Source organism: Paenisporosarcina sp. NPDC076907 (assembly GCF_050269735.1).
Taxonomy (GTDB): domain Bacteria; phylum Bacillota; class Bacilli; order Bacillales_A; family Planococcaceae; genus Paenisporosarcina.
Window position 1 is genome coordinate 366,512 of the sequence record NZ_JBNNIX010000001.1, and the last position, 16,292, is coordinate 382,803.

The 16,292-nt window shown below is 39.3% G+C and carries 18 protein-coding genes; 13 read left to right on the top strand and 5 right to left on the bottom strand.

Annotated elements, in window-relative coordinates:
* The first annotated feature begins 174 nt into the window (after positions 1–174).
* The 5 genes from ACQKEV_RS01825 (at position 175) to ACQKEV_RS01845 (ending at position 4,301) form a co-directional block, all read left to right on the top strand.
* Positions 175–543 (top strand): hypothetical protein, encoded by a 369-nt coding sequence (locus ACQKEV_RS01825; protein ID WP_427442800.1) that lies wholly within the window; start codon positions 175–177, stop codon positions 541–543.
* Between the two features lie 87 nt (positions 544–630).
* Positions 631–2,493, top strand: coding sequence for an asparagine synthase (glutamine-hydrolyzing) (gene asnB, locus ACQKEV_RS01830; protein WP_427442802.1), 1,863 nt, complete (start codon positions 631–633; stop codon positions 2,491–2,493).
* 333 nt (positions 2,494–2,826) lie between these two features.
* Entirely contained in the window at positions 2,827–3,063 is a 237-nt protein-coding gene (locus ACQKEV_RS01835; RefSeq protein WP_427442804.1) for a hypothetical protein, read from the top strand.
* Between the two features lie 67 nt (positions 3,064–3,130).
* Complete coding sequence (locus tag ACQKEV_RS01840) at positions 3,131–3,670, top strand: SMI1/KNR4 family protein (RefSeq protein WP_427442806.1); 540 nt, start codon at positions 3,131–3,133, stop codon at positions 3,668–3,670.
* A 313-nt stretch (positions 3,671–3,983) separates the two neighbouring features.
* Positions 3,984–4,301 carry a MazG-like protein gene (locus ACQKEV_RS01845; RefSeq protein WP_427442808.1) on the top strand — a complete coding sequence of 106 codons (318 nt, stop codon included), beginning with the start codon at positions 3,984–3,986 and terminating at the stop codon, positions 4,299–4,301.
* A gap of 268 nt (positions 4,302–4,569) precedes the next feature.
* Here ACQKEV_RS01845 and ACQKEV_RS01850 read toward each other — a convergent pair whose 3' ends face one another.
* On the bottom strand, positions 4,570–5,199 hold the full coding sequence (locus ACQKEV_RS01850; RefSeq protein ID WP_427442810.1) for a YfbR-like 5'-deoxynucleotidase: 630 nt from the start codon (positions 5,197–5,199) through the stop codon (positions 4,570–4,572).
* A gap of 324 nt (positions 5,200–5,523) precedes the next feature.
* Positions 5,524–6,498 carry a proline dehydrogenase family protein gene (locus tag ACQKEV_RS01855; RefSeq protein ID WP_427442812.1) on the bottom strand — a complete coding sequence of 325 codons (975 nt, stop codon included), beginning with the start codon at positions 6,496–6,498 and terminating at the stop codon, positions 5,524–5,526.
* Positions 6,499–6,875: 377 nt separating this feature from the next.
* Here ACQKEV_RS01855 and ACQKEV_RS01860 point away from each other — a divergent pair, with 377 nt between their 5' ends.
* Positions 6,876–7,886, top strand: a complete 1,011-nt coding sequence (locus ACQKEV_RS01860) for an LLM class flavin-dependent oxidoreductase (RefSeq protein WP_427442814.1) — start codon at positions 6,876–6,878, stop codon at positions 7,884–7,886.
* A 243-nt stretch (positions 7,887–8,129) separates the two neighbouring features.
* Here the strand turns inward: ACQKEV_RS01860 and ACQKEV_RS01865 are convergent, their stop codons facing one another.
* Positions 8,130–9,194: a saccharopine dehydrogenase family protein gene (locus tag ACQKEV_RS01865; protein ID WP_427442816.1), complete on the bottom strand. Its 1,065-nt coding sequence runs from the start codon at positions 9,192–9,194 to the stop codon at positions 8,130–8,132.
* 209 nt (positions 9,195–9,403) lie between these two features.
* Here ACQKEV_RS01865 and ACQKEV_RS01870 point away from each other — a divergent pair, with 209 nt between their 5' ends.
* On the top strand, positions 9,404–9,589 hold the full coding sequence (locus ACQKEV_RS01870) for an aspartyl-phosphate phosphatase Spo0E family protein (protein ID WP_427442818.1): 186 nt from the start codon (positions 9,404–9,406) through the stop codon (positions 9,587–9,589).
* A 302-nt stretch (positions 9,590–9,891) separates the two neighbouring features.
* Complete coding sequence (locus ACQKEV_RS01875) at positions 9,892–11,010, top strand: NAD(P)/FAD-dependent oxidoreductase (RefSeq protein ID WP_427442819.1); 1,119 nt, start codon at positions 9,892–9,894, stop codon at positions 11,008–11,010.
* Between the two features lie 63 nt (positions 11,011–11,073).
* Here the strand turns inward: ACQKEV_RS01875 and ACQKEV_RS01880 are convergent, their stop codons facing one another.
* Positions 11,074–11,391: a winged helix-turn-helix transcriptional regulator gene (locus tag ACQKEV_RS01880; RefSeq protein ID WP_427442821.1), complete on the bottom strand. Its 318-nt coding sequence runs from the start codon at positions 11,389–11,391 to the stop codon at positions 11,074–11,076.
* Positions 11,392–11,887: 496 nt separating this feature from the next.
* Here ACQKEV_RS01880 and ACQKEV_RS01885 point away from each other — a divergent pair, with 496 nt between their 5' ends.
* Complete coding sequence (locus ACQKEV_RS01885; protein ID WP_427442823.1) at positions 11,888–13,093, top strand: MFS transporter; 1,206 nt, start codon at positions 11,888–11,890, stop codon at positions 13,091–13,093.
* Between the two features lie 58 nt (positions 13,094–13,151).
* A complete protein-coding gene (locus tag ACQKEV_RS01890; RefSeq protein ID WP_427442825.1) occupies positions 13,152–13,328 on the top strand; it encodes a YfhE family protein in 177 nt (58 codons plus the stop codon).
* 84 nt (positions 13,329–13,412) lie between these two features.
* On the opposite strand, the gene ACQKEV_RS01895 is transcribed toward ACQKEV_RS01890, so the two are convergent.
* Positions 13,413–13,595, bottom strand: a complete 183-nt coding sequence (locus ACQKEV_RS01895; RefSeq protein WP_427442826.1) for a hypothetical protein — start codon at positions 13,593–13,595, stop codon at positions 13,413–13,415.
* A gap of 215 nt (positions 13,596–13,810) precedes the next feature.
* Between ACQKEV_RS01895 and pxpB the strand changes: the two genes are divergently transcribed.
* Genes pxpB through ACQKEV_RS01910 form a run of 3 tightly spaced genes read left to right on the top strand, consistent with a single transcriptional unit; the run spans position 13,811 to position 16,279 of the window.
* Entirely contained in the window at positions 13,811–14,509 is a 699-nt protein-coding gene (gene pxpB, locus ACQKEV_RS01900; RefSeq protein WP_427442828.1) for a 5-oxoprolinase subunit PxpB, read from the top strand.
* A complete protein-coding gene (locus ACQKEV_RS01905; protein ID WP_427442830.1) occupies positions 14,496–15,506 on the top strand; it encodes a biotin-dependent carboxyltransferase family protein in 1,011 nt (336 codons plus the stop codon). Before pxpB ends, ACQKEV_RS01905 begins: the two co-directional genes overlap by 14 nt.
* A 2-nt stretch (positions 15,507–15,508) precedes the next feature.
* A complete protein-coding gene (locus tag ACQKEV_RS01910) occupies positions 15,509–16,279 on the top strand; it encodes a LamB/YcsF family protein (RefSeq protein WP_427442832.1) in 771 nt (256 codons plus the stop codon).
* The last annotated feature ends 13 nt before the right edge of the window (positions 16,280–16,292 follow it).

Below are 16,292 nucleotides of genomic sequence, written 5' to 3' on the forward strand. Positions count from 1 at the left end.
TTTGAGGACAGCCCTTTTTCATTTTCTTATTAGACTTTTTTCGAGTACGTGAGGTGTGGCGTGTTTGACGAGGCCATTCGGGTGAAAAATGATAGATTCGAAAATTAATTGGTATAATCACTGTGCGAATTGGATAGGATGACAGTAATCTATCAAAAATTGAGGAGGAAGATTATGAACAAAGTAGAGTTTAAGAAAAATTTCGATCTAGGTTATGAAATGATAGAATTTGTAGCAAATCACGATGAGACAACCATCAGAATCAAAAATCATTTTTCCGTTCCTTCTTCCACTATCAGTTCTACCATTATAAAAATAGAAGGAACTTTATATGAAGAAAGACGATGGGGTTTTATCTTTTCGGATTTGATTGAAATTGAAACGAATGTGAACGAAGAAGTTCAATTGGAGTTGGACCGTTTTGAAATTGATACGGAGGATTTCGATGAAGAAGGATTTCTTGCGCATTTAGTGAATCAAGCCACACTAGAAATCCAGAACTCAGAATTTTCTACTGCGCTGAAAAAAATGACGATTGTTTAAAACGTATTCATGTTTGAACATAGGGAAAGGGCAGCCTGCATAATATCAATCAGTATTGTTGGAAATTAACGTAGGCAGGAGATTGGTATGTGTGGATTTGTTGGGATTTTGTATAACCACCCTCAAGAAATAAGTGATTTGAGAAAGCAAGAAATGGAAAAAATTACGTCAATAATTGGCCACAGAGGTCCTGATGACGAGGGATGTTTTGTGGATGAGCATGTAAGCTTCGGATTCAGAAGGCTGAGTATAGTGGATATTGAAGGTGGTCATCAACCGTTATCGTATGAGAATGAACGGTACTGGATTATCTTTAATGGGGAAATTTATAATCACATTGAACTTCGTGAAGAACAAATAGCCAAAGGTCATGAATTTTCTAGCGATTCGGATACAGAAGTGCTTCTAGCTTTATATAGCGAGTCGAAAGCAAAAATGGTTTACATGCTGAGAGGGATGTTCGCATTTGTTATTTGGGATAAGGAAGAACAACTTCTATTCGGAGCACGGGATCATTTTGGCATCAAGCCTTTCTTTTACTTAGAAAAGGAGGAAACAACGTATTTTGCATCTGAAAAGAAGGCAATCCTTTTAGTCGAACCTGAGGAACTGGATACTGATTCACTTCAGCATTATTTGAGCTTTCAATACGTACCTGAACCAAACACGATGACGAAAGTAATTAAAAAGTTACCAGCTGGACATTATTTCACCAAAAAGTTGAATCAACCAATGAACATACATTCTTTCTGGACCCCGAAATTCCATCCAGTTCATTCTTCTGAAGATCAATTGATCCATGAAATCCGCAATGTCTTAACCGATTCAGTTCATGTTCATATGCGTAGTGATGTACCTGTGGGATCATTTCTTTCAGGAGGGATTGATTCGTCCTTTATTGTCGCATTGGCAAAGGAAGTGAATCCACAACTAAAAACATTTACTGTCGGTTTTGAGACAAATGGTTACAGTGAGGTCTATATTGCACAAAAAACGGCCGATATACTCCAATTAGAAAATACCAGTTATATTATCTCTTCAGAGGAATTTCTTGAGGAACTTCCTAAAATCGTTTGGCATTTAGATGATCCCTTGGCTGACCCGGCTTTGATTCCACTATATTTCGTGGCACGGGAAGCTGCTAAGCATGTAAAGGTGGTATTGTCTGGGGAAGGCGCAGATGAGTTATTCGGTGGCTATAATATATATCGAGAACCTCATTCTCTAAGAATATTTAATCATATGCCTCAGCGTGTGAAAGAAATATTGAAGGTCCTAAGTCGACTAATTCCTGAGGGATTTAAAGGGAAGAGTTTTATTGAACGTGGGACTACACCTTTGGAAGAACGATACATTGGCAATGCTAAAATGTTTGAGGAAAACGAGAAAAGAAAAATTCTTCGTACCTATCAATCAAATGTGCATTTTACAGACATCACAAAGCCTATTTACCAGCAGTCTATGGGTTATGATGCAGTCATCAAAATGCAGAATATCGATATTCATACATGGCTAAAAGGAGATATTTTAGTTAAAGCAGATAAGATGACAATGGCACATTCACTGGAACTTCGTGTACCATTTCTCGACACTTATGTATTCGATGTGGCAGCCAAAATACAGTCCAATCAAAAAATAAAGGCGAATGCAACCAAATACATTTTGAGAAAAGCGGCAGAAGGGCTTGTACCTAAACACGTAGTGAATCGCAAAAAGCTTGGATTTCCTGTCCCCATTCGTCATTGGCTAAAAGATGAATTATATGAATGGGCAATAAACTTAATACATAGCAGTCAGACCGAAACAATTTTGAATAAACAGGAAGTCTTTCAATTGCTTGCGGATCACGTAACCAACAAAAAAGACAACAGCCGTAAACTCTGGACGATTCTCATCTTTATGGTTTGGCATCAAGTTTATGTAGAGAAGATTTATGATTTCAATCGTTAAGATAAATATCGAAATAGGATTTAAAGTAACTCTCTTAAACGGTTAATGGGTTCTCTACAGAGGTGCAAAAATTTATACAAAAAACAAACGGACTACCATTTAATTTGGTAGTTCTTTTTGGGTTTAAAAGCAGTCTTACCATAGATTCATCAAATTTAGCAGTGAATTTAAAGCTTAATAAGAAGCCAATCGACAACTCTTTTTATAAACGGAAAGTGTTATAGTTTACAGGTGGAATGGGAATTGTTGGTATAATAAATGAAGTGTGATTTTGTATTCTTATTGAACTAATAATGGCTTGATAATTGAACAAGTAAATCAAGGGGGATGCAGGTGAAATCAAGAATCCTACTCATGATGAGTCTAAGTTTTATTATTGTGATTACTGGCTGCAATTCTGTAGAAAAAAGCTATAAAGTATGGGTGGAACCATCAACAAGTGGTCAAGAAACGATAGATTCAGCAATTAAAAGGCTATCAGGTGCCAATGTCGATTTCATAATTGACGACAATGGACGTGTTTTGATCAATGAAAAGGATTTAGACAAGGCGGTAATATGTTGTTCTTAAATAATTGGGTATATTTCTTTAACTCCCAATTGAATCAATATCCATTTCTTAGAAAAGGTGAATATTCTTGAAAGAGTTCTCAATTACTAATACCTTGGAAACATTGAAATCACGGTTAGACGAAGATGGTTTATTACATGTGCAAGATCGATTTGGAATTTATCCTAAGAAGGGTTTTGTGTTCAAAAACCCTATAAAGATTGATGAATTAGAGAGCATTATTATTGATAACGAGTTGATTCTTCCGAGAAATCACAAGGAATTTTTATTGCTTCATAATGGTGCAGAATTCTTCACCTATGAATATGGATATTCCTTTTGTCTATATTCAATAGAAGAAATGATTCGTGAATATAATAGTATGCTTAATACTAATTTCAGCACCTATATTAAGCAGAATTGTTATCCAATAGGTTATGTAATCGATATTGGCCCTATTTTAGTTGACCATTCTAAAGTAAATCAGACAGGTAAAGAGAATATCCTTTTGGAAGGTATTGAAACAATTGATTTTTATTGTGATTTAAATACATGGCTAGACAGAATGATTAGTGCTGAAGGTAATTTTTATTGGGAATGGTATTCAAAGGTTATAGAACATGATTAAGATCACATCTGTGAATCACCGTAATTGTTTGAGGCAGATTAACGGTGGGACTCGAAGCACCAAAATGGATCGACCTTCATCGTCTGGTGGTAGTAATCTCTCCTGTTCAGCAAGTGCACTACTTCAATAAGGAGCAATGCATATTCTCATTTAACTAAAGGGTAGCTGATGAATGGTTATATACTGGTGAATATTCAATAACTGAATGTAGTCGAGTTATAAATGGTAAAATGGCAAAGTAGTAATAATCATTGGTTAGGATTTTGATGAAACAGTTGAACAATTCATGTCTATAAATGAAAGGAAACATACCATGAATTTTAATGAAGCCGTTGAGCGTTCTGTACAATTAAGAAAAGCGTACCACCAATTAGAACGTCAGTATCATGAAGTAGAATGGACTGTAGAAGAAGATGCGTTAGCTTTCCTGACAGATGCTGGTTTGGTCGGTCGTCTAACAATGTCTCAACAGGGTCGTTGGCCAACAAATGGGGAAACTGAATCTGAACTTGAACATAAGCTTGGTGAATGCATGTGGTGGCTAATTGTTTTGGCTGAACGTATGGATATTAATAGCAGTGAAGTATTGGAAAAATTCTTATCCAGAACTGAAAAAAAAATAGGGATTTGAAGTTAATAATCCTGTCCATGTTCAAGAAAAAGGCGTTTCTTCCAAAAGGAGAAACGCCTTTTTCTTATTCAACCAACAGGTGCTTTCGTTGCATCCTTCGCAAGTTTCGAAACATGAAAGTACGTCGAGACAAAAAACACATGAAAAAAGTCTGGCAACCACTCCGGACGTTTTTAAAACAGATCACATATGTGTTGAAACATTATGTTGTGAAATAGTAGGACGTAAGACTATGTTTCCAGTTTGTTGATGATAGAGGATATATATATCACGGTGCCTGCAGTACTTTAAGGGTAAATGCTTTTACATCGAGGGCCGTATCTTCCCGTTTCACGTCTTCGAGCATAATATCGCGGAAATAAGCAACACTTGCCGGTAAAGGCAATTTTAGCAACTTCGTTAATGCTTCCTGATACATAAGTACAAATTCCGGGTCGGTATTCCCACGTTTTAATTCTGCAAAGGACTCGTAAAACTGATCGAGTTTATCCGCAAATTCAAGTATTCTTCCTTCGACGGAAGCATCTTTGCCTTCTTTCATACGGTGAAAGAAAACAGGTTGAAACTCTTCCGGGATTTCTTCCAAAATGAATTTTTCCATCATTTTATCTTCCACATGGGCGATCATTTGCTTCAACTCTGGCGAGGCGTGTTTGACTGGTGTTTTAATGTCGCCAATGAATACCTCTGCGAAATCGTGGTTGATGGTTTTTTCATATAAAGCTTTCCAATCGATGACTTCTCCGTTATTTTCTTCAATCGTCGCAAAAAACATGGCATATTGAGACACTTTCCAGCTATGTGCTGCAACATTATGTTCTTCAAATTTAAATTTCCCAGGACAACGAATAATTCGCTCCAGATCGTTCATGCTTGTAAAAAATCGATGAATTCCCATTGTATTTTATGCTCCTTTAAGGTGACGAATTCTTGTCAATGTATAATCTGTATGTAGAAAAGTCTTCATAAGTGGTTTCCACCATTTTAAAAGATTAAACACTTCTTCCTATACAATGTGTAAAAATCCATCTGAGCGTGACAAATAACACAAAAAACTCATCCTTTTCTGGCAGAGGATGAGTTTGTGTATTATTAATTATAACTTGGCTATACCACAGGTGGCGTGGAGATGAAACGAGAGTTCATTCAAACCGTAAATAAAGAATTTTTAGAAGAAAAGTAACATAAAAAACTGCCCTTAATAAAGGGCAGCTGACTAAAATTACTTCTTCTTTTTAGAAACTATACGGCCCAATGCGAATGCACCTGCAAAGACTCCGATTGCTGTATTTGTACGTTTGTTGAAGACTTGTTTTACAACAAGGTTCAAGTTTTGCGGACGTTCAGCCAATCTTCTCATGAAGTAACCGTACCAATCATCTCCGAATGGTACATATGTGCAGAAGTTATATCCTTCTTTCGCTAAATCCACTTGCATGTCTTTACGGAAACCATATAGCATCTGGAACTCAAATTTATCGTTTGAAATTTGATTTTCTTCCACAAACTTCTTCACATGATTAATGACGTTATGGTCATGTGTCGCGATTGACGTGAATTTACCATTCAGTAAATGATATTCAATCAATTTGATGTAGTTGGCATCAATTTCTTGTTTTGTTTGGTAAGCGTGTTCAACAGATTCTTTGTATGCACCTTTTACAATACGTAGACGCATATCTTTATACTTTTCAATGTCGTCTTGAGCACGGTAGAAGTAAGCTTGGATTACTGTGCCGACATTGCTGTACTTCTCAGAAAGTGTATCAATTAAATCGAATGAAGGTTGAAGATGACCATAATCCTCCATATCAAGGTTGATATGCATTTCATACTTGCTTGCAGCATCAACGATTTCTAGCAAGTTTTCGTAACAGAAATCATAATCGATATCTAAACCAAGTTGAGTTGGTTTCAAAGAAATGTGAGCATTAACACCATTCGCTTGAATCGCTTCAATCACTTCTAAAATACTAGCTTTTGCTTTCAGCGCTTCCGATCTTTCGAAAACGAATTCGCCCAAGTTATCAACTGTTGCACTGATGCCCAACGCGTTTAACTCACGAATGCTTTTGATTGTATCTTCAACATTTGTTCCAGCTACAACTGTTTGTGCGCCTAGTTTTAAACCATATTTTTTAGCTGCACTCGTCAGCAATTGGTTTTTGGATAAAGCCATAAATACATCTTTTAACATGATTTTTGCCTCCTGAAAAATATTCATTATATGTTGTCTTGCATCCGTAAAATCACTAATCCTATCATGTGAATCATGATACCGTTTCATTATAAATCTTTTTTCACGAACATGTACACTAAACATATCGAAATTGTACGGAAATTCTTTCCTTATAATCTCATACCATCTATTTAATAGTATCTGAAAAACATCACAACAGAACGATATCAGAAATAACTGAATTTTAGTGGTTGAAAACGCCTACAATACTCATCATAACGAGAATTCTGGGGGGTACGTAAAGAGACAAGAAATTCTTGCAGGCAGATAGCTTGATGATTGAAAGTCTACGATATATTATCAACTCAAGATATTAGATTATCGAAAGGATTTTGATGATGACATTAAATAAAAAATCTATTCCAGTATCCGTTTTGGATTTGGTTGCAGTACGTGAAGGACAAACACATAAACAAGCAATTGGCGATTTGGTCAGTTTAGCTCAACATACAGAAAAACTTGGTTACCAACGATATTGGCTAACCGAACATCATAATATGCCTGCAGTAATCAGCTCTGCCACTTCCATTCTCATTGGACATGTATTGGAAAATACCCAATCAATCCGAGTGGGATCAGGTGGAATCATGTTGCCGAATCATGCACCTCTAGTTGTGGCGGAGCAATTTGGGACATTAGAAGCCATTTATCCAAAACGGGTGGACTTAGGTTTAGGCCGGGCACCGGGTACAGATATGCGTACAGCTCATGCACTTCGTCGCACGACACAGGAAACGGCTTTTGCGTTTCCACAAGATGTTGTGGAACTTCAACAATATTTTAAATCCAATGAACAACAAGGTGAAGTTCGTGCTTTTCCAGGCGTAGATGCCAATGTACCGATTTATATTCTCGGTTCAAGTACATCAAGTGCTTCGCTGGCTGCTAGACTCGGATTGCCATATGCATTTGCAGCGCACTTTGCACCGGCTCAACTGGAACAAGCACTTCAAATTTATCGCAATCAATTTACACCATCTGAGTATTTAAGCGAACCTTACGTGATGGTTTGTGTAAATGTGGTAGCAGCTGATACAAATGAGGGAGCAGCAAAACTTGCTACTTCAACTGACCGTTTCTATTTAAATGTGGTTAGACGCACCGAAGAATTCTTGAAACCTCCAGTAGAATCAATGGATGGTTTATGGAACTCATTTGAAGAAAGTGCAGTCCGTAGCATGTCGGCTTATTCCTTTAAAGGTGACAAGGACGCAATCCAGCAACAACTAAAAAAATTCCTGGATACTTTCCAAGTGGACGAATTAATGGCTGTGACCTACATTTACGAGCAACAAGCAAGACATCGTTCGTATGAAATACTGAAAGAAGCGATGGGCGAACTTTAATAGTTACAAAAAAACAGGCCGACATTCAGGCCTGTTTTTGTTATTTAACAACGATTGAACAGATTGGATCATTTCCAGTAACTCTTCAATAATGAGGTGAATATTTTCGATTTGGTTGCAACTTTTCGGATTTGGTTGCAACTTTTACTATTTTTGTTGCAACTTTCCTGATTTGGTTGCAACTTTCGAGATTTCGTTGCAACTATCCAATTACCTCCTAATTCCTCAGTTTCATTCCAAGAATTATTCTATCTGAAAATTTCCCGATCCTGATAATTGTTCAATCAACTCTGAACCAAACAAAGTAGCTGGCGTATAACTACCACCTAGTAAGTCTTCTGTTTCGAGCAATCGCGTTACGATAGCTAGAGCGCCAAATACAGTCAAACTATAGACGTTTGCGGTTTGAATGCGAACGGTCCGTTTTTCGCCAGTAGAATTGGTTGCTTCACCCCAAATATAAGCGGGAGAGTTTTTCCGTGCTTCCTCATCAGGTCCAGTGATTGATTTATCCACCCAATTTCTTAATAACTTTTGAAGCATCGGCTTTGCCAAGATGGGTTTCAGCCATTTTAATGAACGAGCACCAATAATTTTGTAAGTAGGCATAGGAATCCACGTGGTGATATTTGGAATGCCTGTCGTATAAAAGGCGGTTGAAACATCACCCCATGGAATGGCCATTGCTGAACGGGAACCCCTGCCAAAGTCGATAAACCGGACTTTAGTGCCGATTGGAAATTCAGTGATTATCCCATTTCTCCGTTCTGCACTTCCGGAAGAAAGCCCTTGGAGCATTGTTTTATAGGTGCCAGGTGATATGCCTGAGTCAGAGTCAAAGCCAAGAGATAGATGCGTGGCATTTGGTAGCAACTCCTTCAATTTAAGCGCTATACAATCTGTGGGTATGACATCAAAACCTACACCTGAACAAATAACCACACCTGCTTCTTTCGCACGCTTTGATTGCTCAGGTGCATGGGCATGTTCAAATACACCGATTTCTCCTGTGAGATCAAGGTAATGTACCCCAACTTCTATACATGCTTCAATCATAGGGGCACTAGTTACGGAGAATGGACCTGCACAATGAAGAACCAAGTCAATTCCTGAGAGTCCATCCTGTACATTAGTTGGCTCATTTAATGAAAACAAGCGACTTTCAAGCCCTAATTCACTGGCAAGCGTGTGGATTTTTTCCTTATTTCGACCGCCCAGTATGGGTTTCAGCCCTTGTTCGACTGCTGTTCTCGCTATTAACTCGCCTGTATAACCATTGGCTCCATATATCATCCAAGTACCGTTCATTCAAAAAACCCCGATTCTACCGGACAGGAACTTAAAATTTTCTTCCGGAAATAAAAAATTTGAATATTTAATAAAAAATTTTTAAAAATTAAGTTTAATGAAGTATATAAATGGTTAAAGAGATAATACATGATTTTGAACATGGTTATCACCATACAAAATTAAATCTAAAAATTTAAAGCTACTAAACAGTTGGAGGATGCAAACAGATGAGAACGAAAACAGTTTATAAACAACATTTATTATTGAAGCAAATTAACCGTAAAAAGAAAGACATGTACCAAAAAGCAAAACAGTTTGGTTACACGCATACTTTGGTTGTAACTTGTAGCCAAGAACTTGATCACCTCTTAAACCAATACCAAGGCATGTTTCCTTACCAAGAAGTAGGGTGAATATGCACTGTATCTTACTGCACTAACGTCATTTTCAGATTCGCTCATCTAGATACTCTCAACTGTTGAAGTAATAACTAATTAAACAATCAAAGAATGCCATAAAGTAAGTATACCCTTGTTGATGTGAAGGCCGCGAAGCCCCAACCCTCAACAAGGGTTTTTTGCTTCATTATTTCCGCGGAAATGCACAGCATATTCAATTCTTGGGAAAGCTTTAAGTGAGAAGTTCGAGACGCTTTGAGTCATGGAATGTAAACGTGTAAAATGGCTTTAGGAAATCTATTGAAAAAGGTGTTTTCATGAAAAATTACATCATCGTAGGAGCTGGAATATTAGGAGCTTCAACCGCTTATCATCTAGCTAAATCTGGTGCGATCGTAACTGTCGTGGATCGACATGATGAAGGACAGGCAACAGACGCCGCGGCGGGTATTATTTGTCCATGGCTATCACAAAGACGTAACAAAGCTTGGTACGCACTTGCTAAGAGTGGGGCGGCCTATTATGAGGAACTGATTGCCCAATTGGAAGAAGACGGGGAAACAGAAACGGGTTACAAACGTGTGGGAGCCATTAGTTTGCATACCGACGAGAGTAAACTCATTAAAATGGAAGAACGAGCTATTGCAAGAAGAGAGGATGCGCCGGAAATTGGAGATGTTCGTCTAATCACACCGGATGAAACGAGCTCGGCATTTCCTCCTTTAGCTAAAGAATATAGCGCAGTGTATGTTAGTGGAGCGGCTCGAGTAAACGGCAGGGCATTGAGACAATCCTTAGTCAATGCTGCAAAAAAACATGGAGCAACTTTCGTTCAAGGCTCTGCTGAAATTGAACATGAAAATGCAGCTGTCACTGGTGTTCGAGTCGGCAATGAACATTACGCTGCGGAAAATGTAATAATAACTGCTGGAGCGTGGGCAGATTACTTGTTGAAACCATTATGCATTGAGTTACAACTCTCTTCTCAGAAAGCTCAAATCGTTCATCTTCAAATCGAGAATTCGCAAACGGATGATTGGCCAGTTGTGATGCCTCCAAATGATCAATACATTCTTGCTTTTGATGACGGCCAAGTGGTAATTGGGGCCACCCATGAAGACCATGAAAATTTTGATCTCCGCGTAACTGCAGGTGGTTTGTACGAAGTCTTTCACAAAGCGCTTTCCGTGGCACCAGGATTAGCGGACAGTACATTTGTTGAAACCCGTGTAGGTTTTCGCCCATTTACACCAAATTTCCTGCCAGTTATCGGGCAGGTTCCTGGCTGGGAAGGACTTCTTCTCGCTAACGGATTAGGTGCTTCTGGTTTAACTGTAGGTCCATTCCTTGGTGCACAACTTGCGAAACTTGCGCTTGATGAACCCGTCGAAATTGATCTGGCGTTATACGATGTGTCAGGTGCTATTGTGGAATAATTTAATGAATCCAAACAAACGAACACCCCCGTAGAGACGTTTTTCTACGGGGGTGTTCGTTTTTTAATTTTCTTCAATAATTTCGATATGATGTTCTCCCCAAGCACACATGGCATCTAAAATTGGTCGCAATGACCATCCGTACTCAGTTAACGAATAAATGACTTTTGGTGGAACTTGATCAAATACCATTCTGTTCACTACGCCATCTTGCTCCAGTTCACGCAATTGCTGCGTCAGCATTTTTTGTGTAATGGTCGGCATGAGCTTCTTTAATTCACTCGTCCGTTTTTCTCCTTTAATTAAATGGCACATGATTACAACTTTCCATTTCCCACCAATTACGTCCAGCGTCGCTTCAACAGGTATATTATATGCCATAGCGTTGCCTCCTCTATAAATTCAAAGGCTCCAAAAAGAACCTATCATCCTTAAGTGTGTGTACGTTTTCAATTAATCGCATTCTAACATATCCCACTTTACTCTAGCATCTTTTAAAAGGATATAGGTACTTTAAAGTGCCTACATTACTTAAAAGTGCGTACTGTTCATTGGTGGAGTAAGGGTACATAATAAGTTTTGCCGGCGAGTTAAGCTCCAGGAAAACCATGGAGGATCAGATTGAAGCTCTTGGTTTCAGGTAGACAGATTTTTTGGTTCCAGGTAGACAGAACTGATCTCTAGGTAGACAGAAGCGTGCTCCAGGTAGACAGAACTGATCTCCAGGTAGACAGAAGCGTGCTCCAGGTAGACAGAACTGATCTCCAGGTAGACAGAAACGTGTTCCAGGTAGACAGAACAGCCTTCCAGGTTGCACAAAATGCTTTTTCGACTACCTCGCATACTTGCCATCAATAAAAAACAGGAGGATTCATACATGAAACATTCACATACAGCTGAAAATACAGCAAGAAATGGCAAGCTAGCGTTATGGGCACTTGCCATAAGCGCTTTTGGAATAGGAACGACTGAATTTGTTCCCGTAGGATTATTGGCTTCGATTGCACAGGATTTGGATATCGGAATTACACTTGCAGGATTATTGATTTCTGGTTATGCGGTGGGTGTAGCGGTTGGTGCGCCACTATTAACTGCACTTACGAATCGAATCAGCCGGAAAACGCTGTTAATTTCCTTAATGTTTGTTTTTATAGTAGGAAATATCGTTGCCGCCATGTCCACATCGTTTGAACTGTTAATGGTCGCTCGGTTTATTACGGCATTTTCACATGGTGTTTTCTTTTCAATAGGAGCAACCATTGCAGTGCAATTAGTGCCTGCGCATAAAAAAGCAAGTGCCATTGCGTTAATGTTTACCGGATTAACTGTAGCCACTGTTACAGGAGTACCACTTGGCACGTTTATCGGACAAGCATTTGGATGGCGTGCAACATTCTGGGGAGTTGCGATTCTTGGAATCATCGCGGTCGTAGCAAGTGCTTTGTTGATTCCGAAAAACCTGGAACAATCTCCACCTGCCAAATTTAAGGATATGTTTAGACTTGTCACAAACACACGTCTTTTACTCGGATTGGCCATAACGGCACTTGGGTACGGAGGAACGTTTGTAGCATTCACGTACTTAACGCCGATCTTACAAGAAGTCACAAAACTTGATTCAAAATTAATTAGCATTGTTCTATTGGTTTACGGAATTGCCGTTGCTATTGGGAATGCTATAGGAGGAAAGCTTGCCAATCACAATCCTGCACGAGCGCTGTTTTGGATGTTTATCCTGCACGCAGCCATCATGATTGTCATGTCCTTTATGATTCCATTTAAAATTGCCGGATTAATCGCCATCATGTTAATGGGGTTGCTTGCCTTTATGAACGTTCCTGGATTGCAGCTATATGTCGTTCAACTGGCTGAAAAATATGTTCCGACTGCGGTTGATGTTGCTTCTGCACTGAACATTGCCGCGTTTAATGTTGGAATCGCATTAGGTTCGATTATTGGTGGAGTAGTGATTAATACAATTGGTTTGGTGCATACTCCGTGGGTAGGCGGAATCATGGTTTTAGGTGCTGTTCTACTAACTGCTGTATCACTGCGCCTTGAGAAAAGAGATGCTTTAGAATAAAGGAAGTTCAATAAGGACAAACTAATGTTTTCAATAGATAAGAGAGGAGGATGCAAAGATGAGTGAGAGAAAACCTCCACATCAACAAATGTCTGAAGAAAATAACGGTTTGTCCGCCACGCAAGAAGTGCTGTATAACGAAGAGTTCAACAGAGCTGATAAAGCGAGTGGACTAGAAGGCGTTAAAGGCATTAACAAGAAAGACAAAAACAAAGACGAGAAGAATTTTCATTAAAAAAGAGGCAAGTCCAGGTTGAGTTTCAACTTTGGATTTGCCTCTTTTTATACAGTATTCATACAGTGCAAGTTAACAATAAAATTACATAGTTGTCGATTTTTTCTTATCAAAGGAATTTAATACTTGATCAAGCATGCCTTTACCATTTCCACTTTTCGTGAAATCGTTGACTTGGCCTTTCAATTTTTCTCTGGAATCTTTGTTTCGCATTAGGAAAGCCGCTCCAAGTCCAAGTGCTGCCATTGCCATAGTATTTCTTTTCATTGTTAAACGCCTCCTGATAAATTTTAGTAATAGTGTTGTAGTAATTTAATTCCCCAAATGTAGAACTTCAAACATCTCATCCTATGTTCCTTTAAAAAAATGATAGATATGTATTTTCAATATAAAATTTGCATTTTTATTAACTTACGGTTGTATCCCAATATTATCTTCTTTATAATAATCCTATATTTCAGAAAACGTTTGGAAGTGAAAAGATGGACATTAACTATTCACCACTTGGAGACGAAGCCATTGTCCTAGAGGTTGGACAAGAAATTACAAAAGAAAGCACCAGCCTGGTACGATCAATTACCGAACGGATCGAACAAGCATCAATTGAATCGGTTGTAGAAGTCATTCCAGCCTTTACGACCGTTACGGTTTTTTATAAAGTGTCTGTTAATCATCAATTTGAAGATATGAAGAATCTTCTCAAAAAGATTTTACTCGAGAATAATGTTTCAGAAAAAATAGAACAACGCACCATTGAGATTCCCGTGTGTTATGGCGGGCAGCACGGACCGGATTTAGAGTTCGTTGCGTCACATAATCATTTATCCGTAGAAGAAGTGATTGCCATCCATTCTTCAGGTACTTATGAAGTGAATATGATCGGATTTGCGCCAGGGTTCCCATTTATTGGTGGGATGTCCGACAAAATTGCGGCTCCACGCCGCTCGACCCCAAGGTTGCGAATTCCTGAGCGTTCTGTTGGCATTGCAGGAATGCAGACTGGCGTTTATCCGATTGAAACACCAGGAGGATGGCAACTAATTGGTCGAACGCCTATGGAACTTTTCCTTCCTAATGAAGACATCCCGAGCTTACTGCAAGCGGGCGATTTCATTGTCTTCAAACCGATAACAGAAACAGAGTATGCAGAATGGGAGGGGACGACTCATGCTGCAGATTGATAAAGAAGGTTTGCAAACGACTGTTCAAGACCTGTGCAGGAATGGTTTTCAAAAGTATGGTGTGATCGCAAGTGGCGTCATGGATGCATATGCACATCGATTGGCGAACATAATGGTTGGTAATGAAGAGACAAAAGCAACAATAGAAATCACATTGATGGGTCCACAAATAACGTTTCTTGCTGACTGTTTATTTGCATTAACTGGAGCGAATCTATCACCAGCGATTGATGGAGTACCACTAAAAATGTGGCGTCCGATTCTTGCGAGAAAAGGGAGCAAGCTAACTTTTGGGAAACCTGTTTCCGGTTGCCGAACGTATATGGCGGTTGCCGGAGGAATTGATGTGCCTGAAGTCATGGGCAGTCAGTCCACTTATTTAAGAGCCAGTATCGGAGGGTTTAACGGAAGAGCCTTGCAAAAAGGAGACGTCATTCCGGTTGCTTTTGCTCCTCAACATGTTCAAGGATTTATCGAAAGACTCGCTAAAGATGTGAAGGAAACACCATTTGTACAAGCGGAATGGACGTTGAATTCAGACGCGATTCCTATTTATGAAAAGGCAGCGACAGTGCGAGTCACTGAAGGAAGACAAGCCTATTTATTCGCTGAAAAAAGCCAGAATGATTTTCTGGAACAAGCCTATCAAAGTACATCAGATTCCGATCGTATGGGTTATCGTTTAAAAGGATTGGAACTTACTTTAAAAGAACCGAAAGAATTACTGTCCGAAGCGGTGTCTTTTGGTTCCATTCAAGTCCCGCCCGACGGACAACCTATTATCTTGATGGCTGACCGCCAGACGACCGGCGGATATCCGAAAATCGGCACAGTTGTCACGGTGGATTTACCGAAAGTGAGCCAGTTGAAGCCAGGGGAAAAGATTCGATTTGAAAAAATATCTCTGGAAGAAGCTCAGCGAGCGTTGATTGAGCAGAGAAAATTGATTGATGAATTATCGAAATCAATTTCGCTTAAATTTAAGGAGGAATCCTGAAAATGAAGTACCAAGTCGATTTAAATTGTGACATGGGCGAGAGTTTTGGCGCATACAAAATGGGGAATGATGAAGAAATTTTAGATTTCGTAACATCGGCAAATATCGCGTGTGGATTTCATGCTGGTGATCCTTCCACGATGCGCAAAACGGTCAAACTCGCTCTTGAAAAGGGCGTGGGCATCGGTGCGCATCCAGGATTTCAGGATTTAACGGGATTCGGTAGAAGAAATATATTCGTGTCTCCTCAAGAAGCATATGAGCTCGTGGTCTATCAAATTGGTGCGTTATACGGTTTTGTGAAATCGGAGGGAGGCGTGATGCAACACGTCAAGCCGCACGGTGCCTTGTTCAATATGGCAGCCACAGACGCGGCATTATCTGAAGCAATTGCTGAAGCTATTTATGCAGTGAATCCTGAGTTAGTTCTATTTGGTTTATCCGGCAGTGAAATCGTCAAAGCGGGGGAGAAGATTGGTTTGCGCACGGCCAATGAAGTATTTTCCGATCGTACCTATCAAGCTGATGGGACATTGACGAGCCGAAAAGAGGCCAATGCGCTCATTACGGATACTGATACAGCGATTGGTCAAGTTGTGCGAATGGTTAGAGAAGGTTTGGTCACAAGTACCGATGGAAAAGAAGTAACCATCCAGGCTGATACCGTTTGTATTCATGGAGACGGTGTTCATGCACTCGATTTTGCAAGACGGATTTCTCAAACGTTAAAAACTTCTGAAATTGATATCCGGAAAATTTCAGAGTTCAAATAAATCACAAAGGGGC